Genomic DNA, 22,331 nt, shown 5'->3' on the forward strand with positions numbered 1-22,331 from the left:
GTTCTACTTATCCTTCTCATCTTTTTATTTTCGATCTTGATAAGCTTACTTTTCAGAAAACTCACCTTTCAGTACTTTGATAGCATTGTCTTTCTTCTCATATCTATCGCCTCTTGCATTTCTATATTTTTCCTAAAAGGGAGTCATCAATATTTCTTCCTAATAGCCTGCATAAGCAGCTTTTTGATTTCCTGCATATATTTTTTTCTCTCATTCTATGAATAAGAATTATATATTTTGTTTGATTGTTAAAAACATTTTTTCTATTACTGTTTCTGGTATAACCGTAACTGCATCACCAAAACTAATTTCAGCAAAATACTCGTTATCTTTCTTTTGAACTCTAGATGTGATACCCACACCACATTCCTCATACACCAATTTCAACAATTGTTCTATATCCTCGATGTCTTTTTCAAAATAAAGATGGAACATATTTGATTGGGGTATTTTTGGTTTTGTATATAAACCATTTATTTGATTAAATCGCACAGCGAAGAATCGTGATATTTCATAATATCGCTTCATTTTATCTTTTCTTTTTTCATAATAATAGTCTGCTGGAATGATATAAGGGTAAAGACTAATGAGATCTCCGCCGAACCTTTTTTTCCAAATCTTTGCTTCTTCAATAAAAGACTCATCACCTGCTAAAATTGCTCCAGCTATCCCACCTACACCTTTATAAAAAGAAAGATATACACTGTCAAATAATGCACTTATTTCTTCTGCGCTCTTTTCATAATAAGGAAGCACTTCTAATAATCTCGCACCATCTAAATGTAGTTTAATATTATTCTCGCGGCAATGATTCGCCATTTGCAGAAGTTCTGAAAATAGGGGTACGGACCCGCCTATTTCTCTTTGCGGCAACTCTAATAACAATGCAGCGAACGACTCATCTAAGTGACTAATCTCTTCATAGCCTACAGGTCTACTTTCTTCACTGACGAATGTTACATCAAACTCGTGTAGCATCTTAGGGCCATCTTGTTCATGAATTTCTAGGTGGCATAATGGATGATAGGCAATTTTTTTTGATTGTTTTTTATCACTCCAGATTCTCAGAGCAATTTGTTGCGCCATTGTTCCACTCGGAAAGAAGACTGCTTTTTCTTTTCCTAATAATGTTGCCATCTTTTTTTCAAATTCTGCAATGATTTGACCTTCCCCGTAAAAATCGCTAGTGACATCTTCTGGTACATGACGGAAGGCTTCTTTAAGCACTTCCACTTGTCGCACTCCATGACCGCTTAAAGTATAGAGTGATTTTTGATAAATATCTTGCAATAGTGTCAAAGGTAGCGACCTCCTTATTCTGAATTTTCATGAATTATTATAACATGCCTAGAGGTGATTGGTAGGCAGAAAACTTCGCGTTACGAAATGATTGTAGTTATTTTATCAAACTCTAAAAAATCTTAACTACTTTTATCCTCGATGGCAGACAACAATTTCCCCCTGACAGTGACCATATTGTTTTTTTATGTGGGCTTTTTGTATACCTTCAATATTCAACGGATACACATGCGCCAAAACTGGGGTTAGATTACCTTTTTCTACTAATTGTTTTATCTCTTCTAACCCCTTCTTAATTGAATATGTAGTAATATATCTTATTGACAAACATTCTTTATCAACGACTTGAAATTTCGGTTTTGTGAATTTTAGCACTTCTGCTTCTGGCTTCAACCACCTTAACGCACTTAAATATGGATAGCCTTGTCCAATTGTATCAATTAGTAGATCAAAGCGTTGTTGCTTATGAATAGGATTCAGACAATCCCCATCAATATGAATGACATCTTTCTGCTTTACATCTTCGGAAAGTATGCCTACCACTGTGCCCATTGCCCTTAATAATTGAATGAGCATCAAACCTACATTCGTTTGACTACCTAAGATTAGAACATGGCTTCCTTCCCTCACCCTCCCCTCAACTGTTGCTTGCCATGCCGCTATACTACTTTCTAATAGAGCAGCCGATTCAATAAATGTTAAATTATTAGGCATGAGACAAACATTAGATGATGGTACTAACGTTTCGTTGGCATATGTCCCATATGTAGAAATAGTTGTTAGAAAGAAAACTTTGTCACCAGCTTTGAACTGGGAGACGTCTTTTCCAATTGCTTTAATGATTCCGGCTCCCGAACTTCCTAGAATGACCGGTAAGTTAAGATTGTCACTCAAACGTTGCCCCGACCTTAATTGCCAGTCACTCTCTAACACGCCACTCGCTTTTATTTGAATTAATATCTCGTCATCACCAACTGGTGGTGTTACTAATACAATTTCACGTAATTGGTGAATATCGCCATATTGAAGAATGCCAATTCCTTTCATAGAATGCCTCCGCTTATTATTACTGTTTATATTGTTCATTTTTACCAACTAGATATATTCTTAAAAATACATCTTGCACACATAATTTTATTGATGTATCACATTCTAATGATAATAATGTTTTTAGAGGAGGGTAAACTTGAGTGCAGCTAATTTCTTTCGTGTATTTAATGCCATCATCTTATGGGGAACGATGTTTTTTATTCCTGGTAAATCAATTAAAAGGTTTCTTCCTGTTACTTTATTTTGCTCTTGCATCCTTTTAATTGAAACATTATTTTCGTTTGTTTTTAAATGGTGGAGGGTAAAGGGCGGAAAGAAATACATGCTTTATGATTCAATTGCCTTTATATTGGGACCCTTATTCACAATTAATATTTGGGTGTTCCATTTAACATACGGGAAGTTTTTTCGATATGTCGGTCTTAATCTAATTATTGACCTTTTATTTGCCTATCCTTTCAATGCTTTCTTTCAAAAAATTGGTCATTATAAACTGTATAAATTCACATCATTTTCATTATTTATTTCTGCCTTCGCCTATGCATTAATTAATTATGGCTTTCAAGTATTATATGAACGATATCCGAAAGAATATATAAAAATGGATAAGGTGAGTAAAACAGAACCTACTGTTAAATGACCTTATCCTCTTTTATTCGGGAAAAAAAGCATTAGATAATTTTTGCTATTTTTTCAAGAGAAGTATTGATGGTAGATATTTGCTGTTGAAGAGAACATAATTGTTCATACGAATAAGTATTAAATAAGGCATTAATATAGGCCGCTCCCTCTTGTGTTAAACGAACACTAACAATTCGACGGTCATTATGTGCTCTACTTTTAGTTACAAAACCAAGTACCTTTAATTTATCACTCATATTCGTTGCAGCTGCTGGGGACATATAGAAATCTGTAGAGATATCCGTGATTTTCATTTCACCACGCTTTTTCAACTTCATCATAAGCCAAATAAGGTTATCATTGAGCGTTTCTTGTTTATGCAATAACACATTAATAAAGTATTTATTACTGGCCATTTCCCCAATTAGGTGCTGTATAATTATTTCATTCCTTGCGTTCATTTTTTCATTTCTCCTAATCTTTTATGAAGTAAAATAATTAAGGAAGGTTGACGCTCGGCTGTATAACCGAACGCCTATACAATTATTCTTCTGTCAATATAGTTTTTGCTAATGTATCATCTAATTCTTCAAAATCATCATAGCTGATTGTTTGATATAGTTCTTTTCTTGTTTGCATATTAGCAAGTGCATCTTTTTGTGACCCTGTTTCTTTAATGATATTAAAAACGTTTTCATATGCCTTCGCTGCCACTCTTAATGAAGTAACAGGGTAGATAACCATTTGAAAGCCCATTTGTGAAAATTCATCCGCTGAGTAGTAAGGTGTCTGACCAAATTCAGTCATATTTGCTAGTAAAGGAATTGAAATCGCTTGTGAAAATAGACTAAACTCTTCTTCCGTTTTTAATGCTTCTGGGAAAATAGCGTCCGCTCCAGCTTCTGCATATGCTTTCGCTCGTTCAATCGCTTCATCAAGTCCTTCCACCGCTCGTGCGTCTGTTCTTGCTATTATCATTAGATGAGGGGCAACTTCTTTAATTACTCTAATTTTTTGTATCATTTCTTCTGATGTTACAAGCTGTTTTCCATTTAAATGGCCACATTTTTTCGGTAACTTTTGATCCTCTATCTGCACAGCAGCCACTCCAGCTTCTTGCATTTCTACAGCTGTTCTTGCCGCATTTAATATCCCACCGAACCCTGTATCAATATCAACAAGTAATGGCAAATTAGTTGCTCGAATAATTTCTTTCGCCCTTTCTGCCATCTCAGTAGATGTAACCATACCTAAGTCTGGCAGTCCTTTACTTGCCGTATATGCAGCGCCTGATAAGTACAGAGCATGAAAGCCTGCTTGTTTTGCCATTAAGCCTGCCATTGCATCATGCGCCCCAGGTATTTGCAATATATTCTTATCTAGCATTTTTGAACGAAATTGCTCAGCTAAATCTTGTTGAGTCACAGGTTTATGAACAATCCATGCCATCTTGCATCCCCTCCTAGATTAAGAATAAATTCATAAATTCATTTACTGCCATCTCTTTTAACGTTTCTTGATCGGAAATAGCTCCAGCAATGCTTTTTTGTGCCTTGTTTGAAAAATGAGTTTTAATATTATACTCGAATTTCTGCAATACTTTTGGAATCGCTTCGTCACGGCGGAATCGATGACCTAATGGATATTCACATTCAATCTTCTCAGAAGAAGTTCCATCCTTATAATGGATTTGAACTGCATTAGCGATTGAGCGCTTGTTCGGATCTAAATAATCCTTCGAGTATTGCAGATCTTCCACTACCTCCATCTTCTCTCGTAAGGTGTCTACTCGGGGGTCGCTAGCTACATCATCCTCATAATCCTCAGCGCGAATATTTCCTTTTAATAAACCAATAGCTGTAATGTACTGAATACAGTGATCGCGGTCAGCTGGATTATGTAATGGACCTGTTTTATCGATAATCCTAATCGCTGATTCATGTGTGGTAATCGTAATTCGATCGATATCGTTTAAATCACCCACATCGCCATTTTGATGAAGTGAAACGGCACACTCCGCTGCAGTTTGCGCGTGAAATTCTGCCGGATAAGAAACTTTGAATAACACATTTTCCATTACATAAGCACTTAACTCTCTTTGTAGGGTAAGTTTTTGCCCTTTAAACAGAACGTCTTCAAATCCCCAGTTAGGTGCAGATAAGACACTGTTATAGCCCATTTCACCTTTCACAGCCATCATAGCTAACTGAACACCCCTACTTGTCGCATCTCCAGCAGCCCATGATTTTCTTGAACCCGTATTTGGCGCATGACGATATGTCCTTAATGCAGAATTATCCACCCATGCAAGTGATAATGCATGAATCACCTCTTCTTTTGTTGCACCAAGCATCTTTGCCGTAACAGCAGTTGTTGCCACTTTAACAAACAGTACATGATCTAAACCCACGCGATTTAAACTATTATCTAGCGCTAATATTCCTTGAATTTCATGAGCCTTGATCATCATTTCCAGGACTTCAATCATTTTAACTGGCTCTTTACCAACTGAAAGACGTTGCCTACTTAAATAATCTGCAACTGCCAAAATACCACCAAGGTTGTCAGAAGGATGCCCCCATTCAGCAGCTAACCATGTATCATTGTAATCCAGCCAGCGAATCATACAGCCAATATTAAATGCACCTCTAATGGGGTCTAATTCAAATGATGTACCAGGGACTCTTGTTCCATTAGGTACAACCGTTCCTGGCACAACAGGACCAAGTAGTTTTGTACATTCAGGATAATCAAGCGCTAATATTCCACAACCAATTGTATCGAGCAAGATATAATGTGCCGTGCGATAAGCCTCTTCACTTGTTATTTCATAATCCAATACATAATCAGCAATTTCCGTTAAAATAACATCGGTTTCAACCTTTTCATTCGTTTTCAGCATTTACTCGTACTCCTCCTCAATTTGGTAAAGTATGACGTGCACCTGAATAAATGACCCGCGGTCTAAATAAGCGGTTGTTTTCATGCTGTTCAATGACATGGGCACATAAACCAACCGTTCTTGCACTAAAGAAAATCGGTGTGTAAAGTGGGATAGGAATTCCTAACATGCCATAAACCGGTGCGGCATAATAATCTAAATTAGGGTATAGCCCTTTCTCAACTTCCATGATTCTTTCTCCTGCTTCACATTTTCGAAGCAACGAATCATCTCCATTTTGTATGGATAACTCCTGTAGAGCTTCCTTCATCATTAATGCTCTTGGGTCCATTTTTTTCATATAAACTCTATGACCAAAGCCCATAATCTTTTCTTTTTTAAATAGTTTTTTATAGAAGAGACCTTCCACGCCAGCGACACTTTCCGCTTCATTCAACATGTACATAACCGCTTCATTTGCACCGCCATGCAAGCTACCTTTTAAACTTGCAACTGCGCCCGTTAACGCTCCAAATAGATCGGATTGCGTGGAAGCAATTACTCTTGCTGCAAATGTTGAGTTTGGCATTTCATGTTCACTATATAAAAGTAATGATTGGTCAAATACTCTTTCTTCTAAATCGGAAGGTACTCTACCAGTTAACATATAGAAAAAGTTGGCACTATATGATAGGGATTTATCCGGTTCAATTCTCTCCAGACCTTGTAATATACGATAACTGTTAGCTACAATTGTCGGAACTCCGCCAAGTAGACGATAAGCTCTTTCTTTATTTGCTTGCTTCGACCTATCATCTAAGGTCGAATCATATCCAGCCAAGCTTGAGATGCCAGTGCGGAGCCCATCCATTGGATGTGTTCCTTTTGGTAAATGAGTAAAAACCTCCATTACGGCCGTTGGTATTTCATAATAGGACTTTAACGTATTAGCTAATGAATTTTTTTCCTCGTCTGTTGGTAATTGATCTTCTAGAAGTAAATGGATAATATCTAAATAGCTTTTCGTTTTTGAAAGTTGAATTAAGTCATAACCTTTTATGACAATCTCTCCATGAACAGTATCTAAAAATGAGATGCTGGTCTCAGAAGCTATGATTCCCTCTAACCCTGGTATATACTTCTCCTCCATGCTCACAATCATTTTCCTCCCATCCAATTACATCGTGCCTGACAATGCTGTAAGCCCTTTCAGCATTCCTTAAATATATTTGGATCTTCTCTTCTTCTACAGAGAGTGTTCGGATGTCTTCTTTATACTGATCTAATACTCTTTTTAAACTATAACTCTCAGCAGAATAGCTGTTCATCATGATCGTTGATTTCATTATGTTCACATAATAAGGAACGGTTCCAAACAAAGCTTTTTCCTCCGTTCTTGCTCACCTTTTTACCATATCAATCCATTAAAAAAACAACTTCTAGAAAGAAGTTGTTAAGTTCAAACGAATACTAAAATAAACATGCGACCTTGGCATGTATTCATTACCCGTACTTAACACCTCCTATATCCACGTAGGAATTGATGTTTACACTAAACAGGCAGGTCTCCTGGCTTATGGTCAACATGATACGAAACCTTCCCATCTCCAATTTTAGGAAACAGTGGTATCTTTCATATCACTCGCAAATACAGTTGCGGGACAGCGACGGAATCCAACCGTACTTCCCTTTTAAGTAAATAGACAAGCGAGCATTCTATTTACACCTATTTTTGAAAATATTCAATTGTTCTATTTAAATATATCAATATTTTAGAAAATTGACAATTATTTTCTTAATCGCACTACTTTTCACTTTAAAATTAACACTTTTTATTATAACAATTTAAATGTCGCCTACAAACATATCTTAAAAGAAATACAATTTTAACATAACATTTACCATTTTACAGAAAAAAATCTATCGCCCATAGACAGACAAGACGGCTTTTTGTTATAGTATATTAGTTACCATTGATAACTATTTTAAATGAGGTGAATATTATTATTGCTAGCCAAAGGTTCTTTCATCACTTTATGATGCTTTATCGCCCTTTTGAGAATAGACTGAACAGCTTATTAACGAAACATCAATTACAACGGGCACAGTGGACAATCCTTTATTATCTCTACCATTTTGGTCCAACAACTTTAGTAGAGATTGCTGCATATCAAGGTGTCGAAAAGCCAACAGTTACGAGGACCATAAATCAGCTTGAGGAATATGGATATGTAGAAAAAATCCCAAGCATGGATAAACGTGAAAAGAAAATGAAAATAACGAACGAAGGTGAACGCATATACAAAAAAATCCGCATTCCGATTGATCAGTTCGAAATGGAAATATTAGAGGGAATCACACCTGAGGAACAAGAAGAATGTATTCGTATTTTTGATAGTATTAAAAGCAATTTGTAAGGAGGAAGAAAAGAATATGAGTTCAACAAAAGAAAAATTATGGACCAAGGACTTTATCACCGTTTCTTCCGTAAACTTTTTTCTAACATTAGTGTTTTATTTATTAATGGTTACGATTGCGGTGTATGCCGTTGAAGCACATCATGCGACCGCCAGCCAAGCTGGCTTAGTTACTGGCATATTTATTATAGGAACATTGGTAGGAAGATTGTTTATCGGTAAATATATTGATCGTATTGGACGGAAGAAGACTTTAATCATTGGCTTACTATTATTTAGTTTATCAACAAGTCTTTATTTTATTGAAATTGATGTCAATTTCTTACTTATTACCCGCTTTATCCACGGTTTAACATTAGGGATGGCAAGTACAGCAAGTGGTACAATTGTCGCTTCAGTTATACCGCAAACAAGGAAAGGTGAAGGAATCGGCTATTTTAGTATGAGTAATACTTTAGCGACAGCAATAGGACCTTTTATCGGTATGTTAATGAGTCAATACACAACTTTTCATACGATTTTCATTTTTTGTTTGATTCTTGGTATTATTGGCCTACTTATCGGGTTAACTGTGAATGTGAAAGAGTTAACTGAAGATCAAAAAGCTCAATTTCAATCATCTGGTTTTCAATTATCTAGCTTTATTGAACCAAAGGCACTTCCAATTGCACTCGTCACATTAACAGTCGCATTTTGTTATTCAAGCGTCTTGTCTTTTATTAACTTTTATGCAATTGAAAAGGACTTAGTAAATGCTGCTAGCTTTTTCTTCTTTGTCTATGCCATCGCTGTCTTACTATCCCGTCCTTTCACTGGTAAATTAATGGACAGCAAAGGGGCAAATTACGTGATGTATCCAGCGTTCATTTTATTTGGAGTAGGTCTATTCTTACTTAGTAATTCATCAAATGGTGTTATGTTATTAGTGGCGGGGGCTTTGATTGGCTTAGGCTTTGGTAATATGCAGTCTTGTACACAAGCGATTGCGGTCAAATTAACGCCACCCCATCGCATGGGGCTAGCTACTTCCACCTTCTTTATCTTTCTCGATGGTGGTTTAGGTTTTGGACCCTATTTATTAGGTTTACTGATTCCTATAACTGGCTACAGTATGTTATACATTTACATGGGGATAGTGTCGATTGCTTCAATTATTCTTTACTTTTTAGTTTATGGACGAACCGAACATAATGGGAGTAAACAGACACATCAAACAGCATCAATGTAAAATAAGGTATGCTATAATGAAAGAAGAGACTCCACGTAATGGAAGTCTCTTCTTTCTAATTAAAATGGTTTATTCGGTTCATATGTCGGTTGTTGATTCGTCACTTCATACTCATAACTTTTCTCCATTGCTGCTTGTACTTCTTCTGACTGTTCTAATTCTGTATCCATTTGATTGTATTGTTGAGCTTCATTTTGAGCAGCAATAATTTTCTCATCCACTTGATTATCATACTTTTTTTCCATTGCTTTCACTCCCCTTTTATAAGATGTCTCGCCTATTTTCCCCCTCAAAAAAACGATTTATACAAAATAATAAAAAAGGAGACTGTTCCATGAAGGAATTAATTAAAAACCATCTCCCGCATCTTCAGGAAATACAGATTGAAAGCAATCATTCTGGTTGGGATCATCATATTTATATTGTCAATCAAACATATGTCATCCGAATACCAAAAACAAAACAAGTATTAGTGAAAATAAAAAAGGAAATAAAGCTACTTCACCAGCTCTCATATCTTTCTTCCATTATTGAAATACCAAATTATCTTCCATTTTATAATAAAGACGGACAAATGATTGGTGTTTTTTACCACTTCATTAAAGGACAAGCATTATCTCATTCATTGATTACTCCTCCTTTATATGAAGCCAAGCGGCTAGGAACATTTCTTACAGAATTACATCGTCTGGATATAGATGAAGCAAAGAAATGTAACATAGAAGAACTACATAGTGAAAATTATTGGGCGCAATTACATCAAGCCCTGATTAAAAAAATATTTCCGTTCTTAAAAGACGCAGAAAAAGAAGAAATTGATAAAATGTTTTTAGCGGTGTCAAAATTTAAAGAAGCAAAAGTGGTGATTCATGGTGATCTAACAAGTGCCAATATCCTTTATCATCCAAGCAAAAAGGAAATATCAGGAATTATAGACTTTACAGATACGCAAATAGGGGACCCGGCGTTTGACTTTGCAGGGCTATATTGGGATTTCGGAGATCAATTCACCAAAGAAGCTCTCGCATCTTATCAAACAAAATTCAATAAAGATGAAATGTATAGAAGAGTCACTTCCTTTTACGGCTTACAACCAATATTTCACAAATGGTTGAAAAACGTCAATGACCAGGATGAAAAAGTTGTTCGACAATCCATAAGTACAGGAATGACCAAAATACAAATTATGCACAGATAAGTTTAACAGTATTCTACAACTATTATTAGAAACCGGACAAATCCATATAATTTTGTCCGGTTTCTTGCTTATTATTACTTCGTTATTCCATCCACGCTGGCTTTCCAAATCCTTGAAACTCTTCGTCGATAATTTTTTCAAATTCTGCAGACTCAACCACTTCTTTTAAGTCTTTCGCATATTGTTTATCTTCAAAGTCTGCTTTAACTGCAACCACGTTGCGATAATCATCAAGCATATTTTCTAGTGCTAATGCACTTAATAAGTCCATATCGGCTGCCAACGCAAAGTTACCAGGAACTGCAGCAAGATCCACCCCCTCAAGAGATCTTGGTAATTGTCCTGCTTCAATCGGTTGAAAAACTAAATTCTTTTTATTCTCCTTCACATCTTTTTCAGATACTGTTAGTGGATCGGCGTTTTCATCAATCGTAATTAGACCTTCGTCATTTAACGTATTTAAAGCGCGTGCTGCATTCGTTGGGTCATTTGGAATAGCAATGGTTGCACCGTCTTTAATCTCATCAATTGAATTAAACACATTCGAGTAAATCCCCATTGGGGCTGTTGGTACAATAATTAATGGTGCTAAGTCCATGTTATTTTCTTTCTCGAAATTCTCCAAGTAAATTGTATGTTGGAAAAGGTTAGCTTGTATATCATCTTCATTTAAAGCTTTGTTAGGTTGGATATAATCGCTAAACTCTACGACAGTTACTTTATATCCTTTTTCCTCTAGACCAGGTACAATAGCTTTTTTCAACATATCACTATAAGGACCGGCAGTAGCACCAATTTTTAATTCTTTCGTTTCATCCACCTTTTCTCCACTCGTGTCTGAACCTCCGCCACATGCTGTTAGTAAACAAACAGTTGCAATGAATAAAACAATTAGCCACTTTCTCATTATGTTTCCTCCCCATAGCTGTAACCAGAATTTTAACCAATAAAAAAAGCCACTATTCATCATCTGAAAGAGGCATTGGTTTTATTCCGCCTTATCTTTCAGAATGAATGGATATCATTCTGCAGGAATTGGCACCTTCCCAATATTGGGGGTTGCCGGACGTCATAGGGCCTAGTCCCTCAGTCTCTCTGGATAAGCTTTTCATTTAATTTTTATGATATGATATTACTACTCTCTTTTATTTTTGTCAATGTTCGAAATAATGCTACATCCAATCTCCCAAGAAAATGGGTTTAGTGATCCAACTACCTTTCCTTTATTCTTTTAAAACAAAAAAGGAAATCGAATATTTCCTTTTATATAAAATTAACTGGACAATTTGTCTTTTTGGTTATAAAATGCGTTCGTATATAGATTAAATGAATGAAGGTGGATTAAAATGGAATTATCGCATCGTTTGAAGCAATTACCTCAACAATTTTTTGCTTCCCTTGTTCAAAAAGTTGCTGCTGCAAAACTTGAAGGCAGAGATGTTATTAACCTAGGACAAGGCAATCCCGACCAGCCAACACCTGCACATATTGTACAATCACTTCAGCAAGCTGCAGAAGACCCAATGACACATAAATATTCTCCTTTTAGAGGAATTAATGAATTAAAGAAGGCCGCCGCTTCCTTTTATGCGCGTGAATATGGGGTAGAAATTGAGCCTGAAAAAGAAGTAGCTATCCTTTTTGGCGCAAAAGCAGGTTTAGTAGAAATTCCATTATGCCTACTCAATGAGGGAGATTTAATGCTCTTACCAGATCCAGGTTACCCTGATTATGAATCTGGTGCGGTTTTGGCAAATGTAAAATACGAAACCTTTCCTTTAAAAGAAGCAAATCAGTTTCTACCTGATTACTCGCAATTTACAGAAAAACAAAAAAAGGATGCCCGCCTACTATTTTTGAATTATCCTAATAATCCAACAGGCGCGACAGCTGATTCCACATTTTTTGAAGAAACTGTTGCTTTTGCTAAGGAAAACAACATTACCATCTTGCATGATTTTGCTTATGGTGCTATCGGCTTTGATGGAAAGAAACCTGAAAGTTTCTTAGCCACAGCCGGAGCGAAAGACGTTGGTATTGAAATGTATACATTATCAAAAACATATAATATGGCTGGGTGGAGAATTGGATTTGCAGTTGGAAATGAACAAATCATTGAAGCCATCAACCTTCTTCAAGACCATATGTATGTAAGCTTATTCCCTGCGATTCAAAAAGCTGCAGCCTATGCATTAAATGGGGATCAAACAAGTGTAGACGAACTTGTTGCTCGATATGAGAGACGTAGAAATGCATTCATGAACGCTTGTGAAAAGGTTGGCTGGCACGGCAAGTCTCCTTCAGGATCGTTTTTTGCTTGGATGCCAGTGCCTGAAGGATACAATAGTGAAGAATTTGCTGACTACTTACTGGAAAAAGCTGATGTAGCTGTTGCCGCAGGAAAAGGCTTTGGGACCTTTGGAGAAGGTTATGTTCGGGTTGGATTACTTGTCGATGAAGAACGATTAATTGAGGCAGTAGAAAGAATTGGTCAACTCAAATTATTTTAATATAAGAGGTATGGCAGCCACAAACCTAGCCCATAGAAACATGTATAACTTATGTTCCTATGGGCTAGGTTGTGTAACTTGGAGGCTTTTATGAACGAACTCAAGCTTCATATTCTCTTCCTTTTAAATTCGCATTCCCGTTACAAGGTATCATCTTCATTGTTACATATGTCTTTACTTAGTTTTTTCGGAACGTATCTTTATCCGACAACCTTTTTCTTTTAACAAAGCCAACCTATAAACACATGTGCAAACATATACATTATCCAAGTAGGCTCTCAGTTTAATAAATGTTCATATAGCATGATCATTTATCACTGATTGAAGAAAACTTTGTAACGATTGTTCCGTATGAACAACATTTCTTAATTGATAAGGCTGAAGTGCTTTTGTTAGACTCGGATTTATACCAATGAGTCTCACTTCTCCTCCTGTCATTAGAAGAATGCTCTTGATTAAAAGCTCTAAGCCGCTCGTTCCCTCTTTATATACTTTAGCAACCGCTGTTAAATCAATCAGTATCCACCTGTAATCATGATCTGACAGACGGGCAAGCGTTTGCTCCATAATCGTTGTAAATTTATCGCCCGTCATATCGCCAAACAAAGGAATATAACAGATCTCTTTTGTTAAAGAGATAAAAGGACCTGATAATTCATCCAACCTTTGCAATGTTTTTTCTAATGTTTCCTTCTGCTCATAAAGCTCAAAATCTGTCTTTGCTAATCTGTTTTGTAGGGCCTGTAATTTCTCCATTAATGGTTCATTATCATCATCTTTGAATAAAAATTGCATGGACGCATTACCTTGAAAATCCCAACTGATATGAATATCAAATAGTGCTATCGGTATACTTCTTGTTTTTAAATTAGCTTCAAATCTCATACTCTTTTCTGGTATGGCAGCTACCCTTTCAAACTTAGAGATACTCCCTTCATCAACTATACTTTTAATCGTACCTTCTGATAAATCAAAGACTTCATCCGCTTTAGATGTATAGCTAATGATTTCACCATTCTTATTAGCTAGTATATACGGTATCGGCAAATGTAGATCAATTAATCGCATTTTTCCTCCCCTCCGTATTAAAAGCAGTGATCCATTTATCTACAGCATATAAGTTTGAAATAATTTCCGGCTTAATAGCGGTAAAAGAAGCTAAATCATATAAATTTGTCAATCTTCCACCTAATAAAATCCTAGGTTTCTTTGGTAAATAAGAAAAAGCTTCCATATATTCCGTAAGTGCCGGTAAATGGGTAGCAATCGAAACTGATAAGCCAATTACATCTGGTTTCCAATCCTTCGCAGCCTGCAATGCATATTGTACAGGTAAATTTGCTCCTAAAAACTTGGTTCTCCATCCATTCTCTGCAAATATACTGGCTACCATCTTTAATCCCAAATAATGCTGCTCTCCTGATAAACAAAGAAACATGGCGGTCGGTGCATCCTTAACAGGTTTAAACTTGTGCTTTGCAGCTAATCTTGAAAGAATGAAATCGCAAACTCCAGATGCCAAATGTTCATCTGCAACTGTTATCTCAAAATTTTCCCATTTAAGACCAATATTAACCATAGCTGGTGTAATAATATCTTGATAAATTTCTACATTAGTCAAATAATCGAATCGCTCAATATATTCCCAAGCATCAGCAACAGCTCCAGATAAAAGGATTTCTGCTAGATCTTCTCCTCTCGTCACTGTGCCTCGCCTCCTTGAACATCTCTTAAAATAGACACAGCCTCTCCTAACAAACCAATATATGCAGAACTAATTTCACTTTCTACCACCGTACATTTCTCTAATTCCTCTTCTAAAAAAAGAAAATTATCAATCAAGGTTTGCGTCGTCATACCATATTTAATTAAGATACCTCTTAACCAAAGGGCATAGTCAGTGAAAATCTTTGACGTATTTAATTCCATTGCCGTCTTTAAATAATCTAAGTGATGCATATTATCAATAAATGTTTGATTTCTCCCACGTTCACCATATCGTTCAATTAATGTAGGGTCTTCTCGAAATATCCTTTTTGTTACTTCTTCTGCGATTATTTCATATTTACTCACTTTACCACAACCTTATATTGCGACACTTTTGGAATGACTGCTGCTAATTCTTTATCTGGATACTTCTTTTCAAGATCATGAATTCGTTGAAAATCTTTACTTCTTACCCAGCGTAAATAATCTTCCTTTGTTTCAAAAATTAATTGTACTGTCAATTCTCCTTTACGTTTATCATTCTGAAGCAACATAAAGTCGACGAACCCATCTGCTTTATCGACTAAACGTGAACGATTCTTATATATTTCAATCACTTCATCTGCTTTACTTTCATTTACATCAAAAGTTGAGAATACGGTATACATAACTTCCCCCTACACATTTGGACTTGTGTTACTTCTCCATTCCATTACAATGGTTGGAATACTAAATCCGAAAATGGAATCATTCATTTTTCCTACTTGTTTAAATCCTTTTGAATGATAAAAATCCAAAGCAGAATCATTTCGCATCACAACAGAAACCGTAATTTTATTGACATCATAAAAATATTCAAACATCGCTTTTAGTAGGGCTGTACCAATACCTCGGCGGTGAAAACTCGGCAATATATATAAAGCACCTAATTCTATTTCTTTCTTAATATTTATTAATGAAAAATGAACGAAACCAATAACTTCTCCTTCTTCTTCAGCAACCAATAAAACCGAAGTAGATAAACTTCTCATTAAAGCGTCTTCAGTATATACAGATAATAAAAAATCAACCTGTGTTCGCTCGGGAATTAAGCCTTCATATGCGTAACGCCAACTCTCCCTAGCAACAGATTGGATTTGTGTACTATCTTTTCTTGAGAATAATCTAATTTTCATGTTCAATACCCACTAAAAGGAAGGAAATTTCCTTAAACGTATTTTATCTATAATTGTAACAGGAAATGAGGTTAAGAAAAAGGCAAAGGCAAGAATGGTATTGTTCATAAAATAAACAAACGTAAGTTTTTACTCAAAGCTTGTTCCAAAAAATCATTCTATTGTATAATAGGACTAGATAAAGGCATATATTAGAAAAGATCGGTGGTGCGGCAACACCGTCCGATCTCGCAATAGCATTAGCCAATGAACAATTGACACCATCCACCTATACATGAGGTGGATTATTTTTTATCATCGTTTTTGAATTGTAGCACAGCCATTATTAAACTTGTAAATGTACAAGCAAACACCAATGCCTCAAAAACTGACAAAGCAACACCCCCCTTCTACGGGGAATAATGGCTAAATTGACTATTGCTATTCTTATTATAGCACCACTATGTATATTTTTGGAATTTTGTGAAAAAATCACATAGATGCGATCATTCAATAGCAATTCAGCAAAAAAAGAGTTGAAACGAAAGAATAAATTTTTCATTCCAACTACTTCTCATTTCATGATTATTTCTTAAGGCCCCGTTTTAAGAGAGTGATTTCTAACTTAAAATTTCTTAGTGCTTCTTCCTTTGATTGATCCTTAGAAAATGTTTCGATAATACTCCTTAGTAAAACAGATGTAAGTATCTTCATTAAATACTTAAACTCTTCCTGATTTGAGATATGCAATATTTCTTTATTTACCTTTGATTCGAATTGGATAAACTGCTGATTCGTTTCATATCCATTGAAACTTCGACCAAATTCATGTTCCACTTCATATGTCATATTTAAAAATAAATTTTTGAGAAAGTTCCGATTCTCATCTTGTTCAGTAATCACCTTTTCGAAAAAAGCAATCATCATTTCAAAAATATCCCCATTGTGCTTATTCAATAAAAAGTAAACTTCACTTTGATTCCTTTTTACTCTCTCTTCTAGCAAGTAAAAAAAAGCATCTTCCTTATCTTCAAAATATTGATAAAAACTCCCCCTTGGAATACGGGCAGATTTTACAATATTACTAATAGATGCTTGCGATAGTGGAACACGAGAAAACTCTTGCTTTACAGCATTGATAAGCTTTTCGCGTTTTTCAATTGATAAATTATAAAAAGTGATTTTTGGCATTATACTCCCCTCCCTAAAGGAATCAATCTAAAACGAGGAACGGCGCTGTTCTTCACGCAGAAATTCCATGAATTGTGCAAGCGCCATAACAGGCTTCTCATTAATTATTATGATATATCTTTTTTTCATTTGTTCAGTTGCTATTTTGCTGTCATTAATACGTTGGATCATATAATCAACGCTTGTTTTCTCAATTGCTTTTCTGCGGATTTTCGATTCCTTAGATAAAGCCATACCTACAGCACCTAAAATGGAGTAGATGAGCAAAGTAATCCAAGTGTTTTCATCCATGGGCATGGTGAAAAGAACAATGATGATATTCATGATTGAGAAAACAACAAGCGGAAATGAAAATAACGAAAATCGAGAAGCAACTCTCATCGCTGGCGCTAAACGTTCATTTAATAATTCAATTTCTTTCTTAACAAATACAGGCATATCAGTAAAAGGATTCATATTCATGTGAATGCCATCCTTTCTATTTTATTTAATCACAAATAGGGTTTTCCCCTATCTATAGTTTCCCCTCACCTAATGGGAATACTGCCGGTAAATACATGCCGATGTTACCAAAATCAGTTGTGCATATTCCTTAAACCTTGTGGCTTTTTACATATAGAAACCTTTATACCTTGCAAACGAAGTTTCTTAACGATTTGGTTTAATGGCGTATTCAATATTTCCCCTCCCAAAAATGACAGTGTGTCATAATTAATTTTAATTTTAAATGACAACGTGTCATCTGTCAATTGAAAAACGATTGGATTTATTTTGTAAGTCGAAACTATTGTCAACTAAACTGGACAGGAGTATAATTTAACCATAACGTTATAGTTTGGAGGTATCATATTGGGAACGAGAAACTAAAAATCGGTGAATTAGCAGAAAGAGTAAATTTAACTAAAAGAACCATTGACCATTATACAAACCTTGGGTTACTTGAAGCAGAACGTTCTCCTTCAAATTATCGCTATTATGACGGATCAGCCATAGAAAGATTACATTTAATTGAAAAATGGAAATCAGAGGGTATGTCATTAGTGGATATTAAGAAAAAGTTGGATGAAAAAGATGTTCACGAAGCAGAAGAAATTGATGTACGTGAATTAAGAATTAAGATTAATGGGTTAAAGGATGATGTTTCAGAAGTGCTTGCCCATTTAAACAAGACTGATGTAACAAGTCAGGAGTATATTAAGAAAAATGTCTCTTCCGAAAGTATGTCCCTTATTCAAACATTGCTTTTACTCTTAAAATAAACAAATAAAAAGGCATTGCTTATAGGAAAGTTGGACAATGTAATGGTAAGACATGAATTCTCGTCACTTCCTGAGACTTACATTCATGAAGCAAAAAAATAGGAGGTGAAAGTCTTACCAAAAGTAAGACGATTACATTTTGACGGTAACGTTAAATTTAATATTACTTGTTATACTTATTGCTTTAACTGCTTTTTTCGTGTCGACGGAATTTGCAATAGTTAAGGTTCGAATGTCTAAGATTGATCAATTGATAGCGGAAGGGAATAGTAAAGCTGTTTCAGCAAAAAAAGTAGTCACCCATTTAGATGAATATCTATCCGCATGTCAGCTTGGAATCACTGTAACAGCACTTGGATTGGGGTGGTTAGGTGAACCCACAGTACTCAAGTTATTACAGCCATTATTTAATAATTTAAATCTTAATGCCTCTCTTACACATGTGATTTCGTTTGGTGTATCATTTGCGATTGTGACTTATTTACATGTGGTCCTTGGTGAATTGGCCCCAAAAACGATCGCTATTCATAAGGCAGAAGCCATTACCCTTGGTTTTGCTAAACCTATTATTTGGTTTTATCGCATTACCTATCCTTTTATTTGGGTGTTAAATGGATCAGCCCGTCTAATTGTAGCGCTTTTCGGTTTCAAACCTGCATCTGAGAGCGAAGCAGCACACTCGGAAGAAGAGTTACGAATTTTAATGTCTGAAAGTTATAAGAGTGGTGAAATCAACAAAAACGAATTAAAGTACATGAATAATATATTTGAATTCGACGAAAGAGTAGCGAAAGAAATCATGGTACCACGAACAGAAATTATTACTTTTTCTATCGATGATTCCTTTGAAAACCTTAGAAATATTATTAAACAAGAACGTTACACTCGTTATCCAGTTGTCGATGGTAATAAAGATAATATTGTCGGTTTTGTTAATGTTAAAGAGTTTCTTACCGCAAACCTTCAGCCTGAACAAACAAAGAAGCTTTCTATACATGATTTCATTAATCCTGTGTTGCGTGTTATTGAAACCATTCCAATTAACGACTTATTAATAAAAATGCAAAAAGATCGTATACACCTCGCAATCTTAATGGATGAGTATGGTGGAACGTCTGGATTAGTAACCGTTGAAGATATTGTTGAAGAAATTGTAGGTGAAATTCGTGATGAATTTGACGAAGATGAAATTCCTGAAATTCGTAAGATAAAGGAAGGCCATTATATTCTTGATTCTAAAGTATTAATTGAAGATGTTAACCATTTGTTAGACCTTGACTTGCCAGATGATGAGATTGATACAATTGGAGGATGGTTCCTCACATTAAATTTTGATGCGAAACTTGGTAGTCAATTAGAGTTGGATGGATACTTGTTTACTGTAACCGAAATTGATGGTCACCAAATACATTATCTCGAGGTAAAAAAAATGGATGATCCTATCATGACAAACAAAGAGCCGCTTATTGATTAATGAACGGCTCTTTGTTTTCACTTATACTAACTTTTTATCATCGAGTTTGAGCTGTTCTTCTAATTCTCTTCTCATTTTATCCGTTTCTAATAAATAATTTTGATGTTTTAATTCTTCTAATTTTATTTGATCTTCAATTATTTTCGCCTTTAATTCGGTTTGAGAACTTAAATGGCTAGTAATAATCGCAACGATCGGTATACCAAAAATCATTATGACTGATACTAATCCAATAATCATTCTGCCTATCCCTCCTCTAACAAATCGATCTTATTTACTATATTCTATGTTCAAAACAGCATTTCCTTTACCCTTAAACAACAAATGAGGTAATGTTTCACTTTTCAAAAGGCAAGTCCTGACCTATATTAATTCAAAATATGAAGTTACTTTCTTGGTACGAACCTTTCTATATATACGGTTTGTGCGAAAAAAAGTTTCATCTTTCAGGTATAAATGACTATTTCAAAATAAAAAGGACACCGTCAATCGATGTCCATTCGTTAAATTTGTAAATTTTCAATAATGGTGGATATACCGAGTCCACCGGCGATACAAAGTGTAACAAGAGCATATTTCTTTCCTGTTCTTTCAAGTTCATGGATAGCCTTTGTTAAAAGAATTGATCCAGTTGCTCCAATTGGATGCCCCATAGCAATGGCCCCTCCGTTCGGGTTTACTTTTTCTATGGATAATCCAAGCTCTTTTATAACAGCTAGAGCTTGAGCTGAAAAAGCTTCATTTAACTCAATAATATCCATATCCTCTATTGTTAATTGAACTTGTTTTAACGCCTTTTGTGTGGCAGGTACAGGGCCTATCCCCATATATCTAGGGTCAACACCAGCAGCTGCTTGAGCAATGATTTTCACTTTCGGTTGAATTGAGAACTCATCTGCTTTCTCCCTTGACATCAAGAGTAATGCAGCTGCACCGTCATTTCTACCACTGCTATTACCTGCAGTGACTGTCCCTCCTTGTTTGAATACTGGCTTCAGCTGTGAGAGTTTTTCTATTGTCGTTACACGGGGGTGCTCATCCACCATAAAAGTTGACGATTTTTTTCTTTCATTCACAGTGTAAGGAAGAATCTCCTTTTCAAAAAAGCCAGCAGTAATAGCTGATCTTGCATTTTCTTGGCTTCTTAGCGCAAATTCATCTTGTTCCATTCTTGAAATTCGATACTTTTCTGCTAAGTTTTCAGCGGTCATCCCCATCGTTAATTGCCCATATTCTTCCACAGGTTGTGAACCAGGCTGACTTTCCGTATTAGGATCAAGTAAAAGCCCATTTCCTGACTTAAGGCCGAAGCGAATATTCCGCATATAATATGGTGCTGTGCTCATAGATTCCGCTCCACCTGCAATAACAACATCGGCGAATCCACTCATGATTTGTTGGGCAGCTGAGTGAACGGATTGTACTCCTGAGCCACATTGGCGATGTAAAGTATAACTTGGTATACTTTCAGGAAAACCTGCTCTTAATGTAGCTAGCCTGGCTAAATTAGAGGCATCTGCACTTTGTTTTGCTTGTCCGATAATAATTTCATCGATTTCATTTTTAGGTACCTTCATCTCTTCCATTAACCCTTTAAGTACATGGCTAGCTAAGAAATCGACCGTTTCATTACCTAAACTACCACCTAGTTTCCCAATCGCTGTCCTCTTCGCTTCTACAATCACTACATCTTTCATCGCGTTTGCCCCCCGTTATTATGGCAATCTTCATTAAAAGGAGCTTCCGTCTTTTCTCTTATTTCTTCAATAGTGCTATTTGGCATTATTTCTATACAGTATAATTCTCCATTTCTCACCTCAAAAACAGCGAGCTCGGTAATAATTAAATTGACACTTCTTGTGGATGTTATTGGATAAGTACATTCTTTTAAAATTTTGCTCGTACCATCTTTGGATGTATGAGACATGGTCACAATAATTTTCTTTGCCCCTGTAAGTAAATCCATTGCACCCCCAACACCCATAATATTTTTTCTTGGAACTGCCCAATTGGCAATTAACCCTTTGGCATCTACCTGTAATACACCTAATATCGCCACATCTACATGTTGTCCTCGAATCATAGCAAAGGACTCCGCACTATTAAAATATGAAGCTCCAATTGCTTCACCTACAGGTAACTTACCAGCATTCACTATATTTGGATCAATATCAGCCTCGTTAACATCCGTTACCCCTAATAAGCCATTTTCTGTATGGAAAAATATATCACCATCTGCAATATGATTGGCAACAAGAGTCGGAATACCAATCCCCAAATTGACAACTGAGCCACTTTTTAGTTCTTGAGCAGCACGTTTAGCAATTAAATTTTGCATTTCA

At 35.7% G+C, this 22,331-nt stretch carries 26 protein-coding genes, 1 pseudogene and 2 riboswitches; of the genes and pseudogenes, 8 read left to right on the forward strand and 19 right to left on the reverse strand.

The features are described from left to right. Positions 1–228: 228 nt before the first annotated feature. Both MKY26_RS22390 and MKY26_RS22395 read right to left on the reverse strand, forming a co-directional pair. Positions 229–1,299 (reverse strand): threonine aldolase family protein, encoded by a 1,071-nt coding sequence (locus tag MKY26_RS22390; RefSeq protein ID WP_341099276.1) that lies wholly within the window; start codon positions 1,297–1,299, stop codon positions 229–231. Positions 1,300–1,431: 132 nt separating this feature from the next. Beyond that, on the reverse strand, positions 1,432–2,346 hold the full coding sequence (locus MKY26_RS22395) for an NADP-dependent oxidoreductase (RefSeq protein WP_341099277.1): 915 nt from the start codon (positions 2,344–2,346) through the stop codon (positions 1,432–1,434). Between the two features lie 139 nt (positions 2,347–2,485). Between MKY26_RS22395 and MKY26_RS22400 the strand changes: the two genes are divergently transcribed. Next, positions 2,486–2,989 carry a hypothetical protein gene (locus MKY26_RS22400; RefSeq protein ID WP_233435300.1) on the forward strand — a complete coding sequence of 168 codons (504 nt, stop codon included), beginning with the start codon at positions 2,486–2,488 and terminating at the stop codon, positions 2,987–2,989. Positions 2,990–3,020: 31 nt separating this feature from the next. Here MKY26_RS22400 and MKY26_RS22405 read toward each other — a convergent pair whose 3' ends face one another. From MKY26_RS22405 to MKY26_RS22425, 5 genes are all read right to left on the reverse strand, one after another. After that, a complete protein-coding gene (locus tag MKY26_RS22405; protein ID WP_095370282.1) occupies positions 3,021–3,431 on the reverse strand; it encodes a MarR family transcriptional regulator in 411 nt (136 codons plus the stop codon). Between the two features lie 82 nt (positions 3,432–3,513). Then, on the reverse strand, positions 3,514–4,419 hold the full coding sequence (gene prpB, locus MKY26_RS22410; RefSeq protein ID WP_095370283.1) for a methylisocitrate lyase: 906 nt from the start codon (positions 4,417–4,419) through the stop codon (positions 3,514–3,516). Positions 4,420–4,432: 13 nt separating this feature from the next. Then, on the reverse strand, positions 4,433–5,872 hold the full coding sequence (locus MKY26_RS22415; protein WP_095370284.1) for a bifunctional 2-methylcitrate dehydratase/aconitate hydratase: 1,440 nt from the start codon (positions 5,870–5,872) through the stop codon (positions 4,433–4,435). A 16-nt stretch (positions 5,873–5,888) separates the two neighbouring features. Continuing rightward, positions 5,889–7,010: a citrate synthase gene (gene mmgD / locus MKY26_RS22420; RefSeq protein WP_341052718.1), complete on the reverse strand. Its 1,122-nt coding sequence runs from the start codon at positions 7,008–7,010 to the stop codon at positions 5,889–5,891. Continuing rightward, positions 6,955–7,230, reverse strand: a complete 276-nt coding sequence (locus MKY26_RS22425) for a hypothetical protein (RefSeq protein WP_307317097.1) — start codon at positions 7,228–7,230, stop codon at positions 6,955–6,957. The genes mmgD and MKY26_RS22425 overlap by 56 nt, the downstream gene beginning before the upstream one ends. Before the next feature lie 163 nt (positions 7,231–7,393). Further along, a riboswitch (cobalamin riboswitch) is annotated at positions 7,394–7,596 on the reverse strand. Between the two features lie 228 nt (positions 7,597–7,824). Here MKY26_RS22425 and MKY26_RS22430 point away from each other — a divergent pair. Together MKY26_RS22430 and MKY26_RS22435 are read left to right on the forward strand one after the other, a co-directional pair. Continuing rightward, positions 7,825–8,268 carry a MarR family winged helix-turn-helix transcriptional regulator gene (locus MKY26_RS22430; RefSeq protein ID WP_224934930.1) on the forward strand — a complete coding sequence of 148 codons (444 nt, stop codon included), beginning with the start codon at positions 7,825–7,827 and terminating at the stop codon, positions 8,266–8,268. Between the two features lie 16 nt (positions 8,269–8,284). Then, positions 8,285–9,496 (forward strand): MFS transporter, encoded by a 1,212-nt coding sequence (locus MKY26_RS22435; protein WP_328200010.1) that lies wholly within the window; start codon positions 8,285–8,287, stop codon positions 9,494–9,496. Between the two features lie 59 nt (positions 9,497–9,555). On the opposite strand, the gene MKY26_RS22440 is transcribed toward MKY26_RS22435, so the two are convergent. After that, positions 9,556–9,741, reverse strand: coding sequence for a hypothetical protein (locus MKY26_RS22440; RefSeq protein WP_095370289.1), 186 nt, complete (start codon positions 9,739–9,741; stop codon positions 9,556–9,558). Positions 9,742–9,830: 89 nt separating this feature from the next. Between MKY26_RS22440 and MKY26_RS22445 the strand changes: the two genes are divergently transcribed. Next, positions 9,831–10,694 (forward strand): aminoglycoside phosphotransferase family protein, encoded by an 864-nt coding sequence (locus tag MKY26_RS22445; protein WP_095370290.1) that lies wholly within the window; start codon positions 9,831–9,833, stop codon positions 10,692–10,694. An 82-nt stretch (positions 10,695–10,776) separates the two neighbouring features. On the opposite strand, the gene MKY26_RS22450 is transcribed toward MKY26_RS22445, so the two are convergent. Beyond that, on the reverse strand, positions 10,777–11,601 hold the full coding sequence (locus MKY26_RS22450; protein WP_307317105.1) for a MetQ/NlpA family ABC transporter substrate-binding protein: 825 nt from the start codon (positions 11,599–11,601) through the stop codon (positions 10,777–10,779). 88 nt (positions 11,602–11,689) lie between these two features. Beyond that, positions 11,690–11,800, reverse strand: a riboswitch (SAM riboswitch). Positions 11,801–12,040: 240 nt separating this feature from the next. Between MKY26_RS22450 and MKY26_RS22455 the strand changes: the two genes are divergently transcribed. Further along, a complete protein-coding gene (locus tag MKY26_RS22455; RefSeq protein WP_341099280.1) occupies positions 12,041–13,204 on the forward strand; it encodes a pyridoxal phosphate-dependent aminotransferase in 1,164 nt (387 codons plus the stop codon). 294 nt (positions 13,205–13,498) lie between these two features. Here the strand turns inward: MKY26_RS22455 and MKY26_RS22460 are convergent, their stop codons facing one another. From MKY26_RS22460 to MKY26_RS22490, 7 genes are all read right to left on the reverse strand, one after another. Beyond that, complete coding sequence (locus MKY26_RS22460) at positions 13,499–14,272, reverse strand: STAS domain-containing protein (RefSeq protein WP_341099281.1); 774 nt, start codon at positions 14,270–14,272, stop codon at positions 13,499–13,501. Next, positions 14,259–14,909, reverse strand: a complete 651-nt coding sequence (locus tag MKY26_RS22465; RefSeq protein WP_095370294.1) for a cobalamin B12-binding domain-containing protein — start codon at positions 14,907–14,909, stop codon at positions 14,259–14,261. The genes MKY26_RS22460 and MKY26_RS22465 overlap by 14 nt, the downstream gene beginning before the upstream one ends. After that, a complete protein-coding gene (locus MKY26_RS22470) occupies positions 14,906–15,277 on the reverse strand; it encodes a hypothetical protein (protein ID WP_095370295.1) in 372 nt (123 codons plus the stop codon). The genes MKY26_RS22465 and MKY26_RS22470 overlap by 4 nt, the downstream gene beginning before the upstream one ends. Further along, entirely contained in the window at positions 15,274–15,579 is a 306-nt protein-coding gene (locus MKY26_RS22475) for an antibiotic biosynthesis monooxygenase family protein (protein ID WP_095370296.1), read from the reverse strand. Before MKY26_RS22475 ends, MKY26_RS22470 begins: the two co-directional genes overlap by 4 nt. A 9-nt stretch (positions 15,580–15,588) precedes the next feature. Next, the gene (locus MKY26_RS22480) at positions 15,589–16,086 is read right to left on the reverse strand and encodes a GNAT family N-acetyltransferase (protein ID WP_095370297.1); all 498 of its coding nucleotides are present in this window, start codon (positions 16,084–16,086) and stop codon (positions 15,589–15,591) included. A 564-nt stretch (positions 16,087–16,650) separates the two neighbouring features. Next, positions 16,651–17,256 carry a TetR/AcrR family transcriptional regulator gene (locus tag MKY26_RS22485; protein WP_095370298.1) on the reverse strand — a complete coding sequence of 202 codons (606 nt, stop codon included), beginning with the start codon at positions 17,254–17,256 and terminating at the stop codon, positions 16,651–16,653. 27 nt (positions 17,257–17,283) lie between these two features. After that, on the reverse strand, positions 17,284–17,718 hold the full coding sequence (locus MKY26_RS22490; RefSeq protein WP_095370299.1) for a DUF5392 family protein: 435 nt from the start codon (positions 17,716–17,718) through the stop codon (positions 17,284–17,286). A gap of 449 nt (positions 17,719–18,167) precedes the next feature. Between MKY26_RS22490 and MKY26_RS22495 the strand changes: the two are divergent. The 3 genes and pseudogenes from MKY26_RS22495 to MKY26_RS22505 all read left to right on the forward strand — a co-directional run. After that, positions 18,168–18,263, forward strand: a pseudogene (locus MKY26_RS22495) (MerR family transcriptional regulator); the annotation flags it as partial. A 33-nt stretch (positions 18,264–18,296) separates the two neighbouring features. After that, complete coding sequence (locus MKY26_RS22500) at positions 18,297–18,515, forward strand: hypothetical protein (RefSeq protein WP_233435301.1); 219 nt, start codon at positions 18,297–18,299, stop codon at positions 18,513–18,515. A gap of 139 nt (positions 18,516–18,654) precedes the next feature. Continuing rightward, entirely contained in the window at positions 18,655–19,989 is a 1,335-nt protein-coding gene (locus tag MKY26_RS22505; RefSeq protein WP_370873364.1) for a hemolysin family protein, read from the forward strand. Between the two features lie 21 nt (positions 19,990–20,010). Here MKY26_RS22505 and MKY26_RS22510 read toward each other — a convergent pair whose 3' ends face one another. The 3 genes from MKY26_RS22510 to MKY26_RS22520 all read right to left on the reverse strand — a co-directional run bounded on the left by MKY26_RS22510 (position 20,011) and on the right by MKY26_RS22520 (position 22,327). Further along, a complete protein-coding gene (locus MKY26_RS22510) occupies positions 20,011–20,229 on the reverse strand; it encodes a hypothetical protein (RefSeq protein WP_095370302.1) in 219 nt (72 codons plus the stop codon). A 263-nt stretch (positions 20,230–20,492) separates the two neighbouring features. Next, complete coding sequence (locus MKY26_RS22515; protein ID WP_341099282.1) at positions 20,493–21,686, reverse strand: thiolase family protein; 1,194 nt, start codon at positions 21,684–21,686, stop codon at positions 20,493–20,495. After that, positions 21,683–22,327 carry a 3-oxoacid CoA-transferase subunit B gene (locus MKY26_RS22520; protein ID WP_341099370.1) on the reverse strand — a complete coding sequence of 215 codons (645 nt, stop codon included), beginning with the start codon at positions 22,325–22,327 and terminating at the stop codon, positions 21,683–21,685. Before MKY26_RS22520 ends, MKY26_RS22515 begins: the two co-directional genes overlap by 4 nt. Positions 22,328–22,331: the final 4 nt, after the last annotated feature.

The organism is Cytobacillus sp. FSL R7-0680, assembly GCF_038009245.1.
Classification (GTDB): domain Bacteria; phylum Bacillota; class Bacilli; order Bacillales; family Cytobacillaceae; genus Cytobacillus; species Cytobacillus kochii.

Excerpts from the sequence above, each read along its gene's own strand:
- MKY26_RS22480 (WP_095370297.1), bottom strand. The coding sequence starts at position 16,086 with ATGAAAATTAGATTATTCTCAAGAAAAGATAGTACACAAATCCAATCT.
- MKY26_RS22445 (WP_095370290.1), top strand. The coding sequence starts at position 9,831 with ATGAAGGAATTAATTAAAAACCATCTCCCGCATCTTCAGGAAATACAG.
- MKY26_RS22455 (WP_341099280.1), top strand. The coding sequence starts at position 12,041 with ATGGAATTATCGCATCGTTTGAAGCAATTACCTCAACAATTTTTTGCT.
- MKY26_RS22490 (WP_095370299.1), bottom strand. The coding sequence starts at position 17,718 with ATGAATATGAATCCTTTTACTGATATGCCTGTATTTGTTAAGAAAGAA.
- MKY26_RS22485 (WP_095370298.1), bottom strand. The coding sequence starts at position 17,256 with ATGCCAAAAATCACTTTTTATAATTTATCAATTGAAAAACGCGAAAAG.
- MKY26_RS22460 (WP_341099281.1), bottom strand. The coding sequence starts at position 14,272 with ATGCGATTAATTGATCTACATTTGCCGATACCGTATATACTAGCTAAT.
- MKY26_RS22510 (WP_095370302.1), bottom strand. The coding sequence starts at position 20,229 with ATGATTATTGGATTAGTATCAGTCATAATGATTTTTGGTATACCGATC.
- MKY26_RS22415 (WP_095370284.1), bottom strand. The coding sequence starts at position 5,872 with ATGCTGAAAACGAATGAAAAGGTTGAAACCGATGTTATTTTAACGGAA.
- MKY26_RS22515 (WP_341099282.1), bottom strand. The coding sequence starts at position 21,686 with ATGAAAGATGTAGTGATTGTAGAAGCGAAGAGGACAGCGATTGGGAAA.
- MKY26_RS22475 (WP_095370296.1), bottom strand. The coding sequence starts at position 15,579 with ATGTATACCGTATTCTCAACTTTTGATGTAAATGAAAGTAAAGCAGAT.
- MKY26_RS22520 (WP_341099370.1), bottom strand. The coding sequence starts at position 22,327 with ATGCAAAATTTAATTGCTAAACGTGCTGCTCAAGAACTAAAAAGTGGC.
- MKY26_RS22440 (WP_095370289.1), bottom strand. The coding sequence starts at position 9,741 with ATGGAAAAAAAGTATGATAATCAAGTGGATGAGAAAATTATTGCTGCT.
- prpB (WP_095370283.1), bottom strand. The coding sequence starts at position 4,419 with ATGGCATGGATTGTTCATAAACCTGTGACTCAACAAGATTTAGCTGAG.
- MKY26_RS22405 (WP_095370282.1), bottom strand. The coding sequence starts at position 3,431 with ATGAACGCAAGGAATGAAATAATTATACAGCACCTAATTGGGGAAATG.
- MKY26_RS22395 (WP_341099277.1), bottom strand. The coding sequence starts at position 2,346 with ATGAAAGGAATTGGCATTCTTCAATATGGCGATATTCACCAATTACGT.
- MKY26_RS22450 (WP_307317105.1), bottom strand. The coding sequence starts at position 11,601 with ATGAGAAAGTGGCTAATTGTTTTATTCATTGCAACTGTTTGTTTACTA.
- MKY26_RS22435 (WP_328200010.1), top strand. The coding sequence starts at position 8,285 with ATGAGTTCAACAAAAGAAAAATTATGGACCAAGGACTTTATCACCGTT.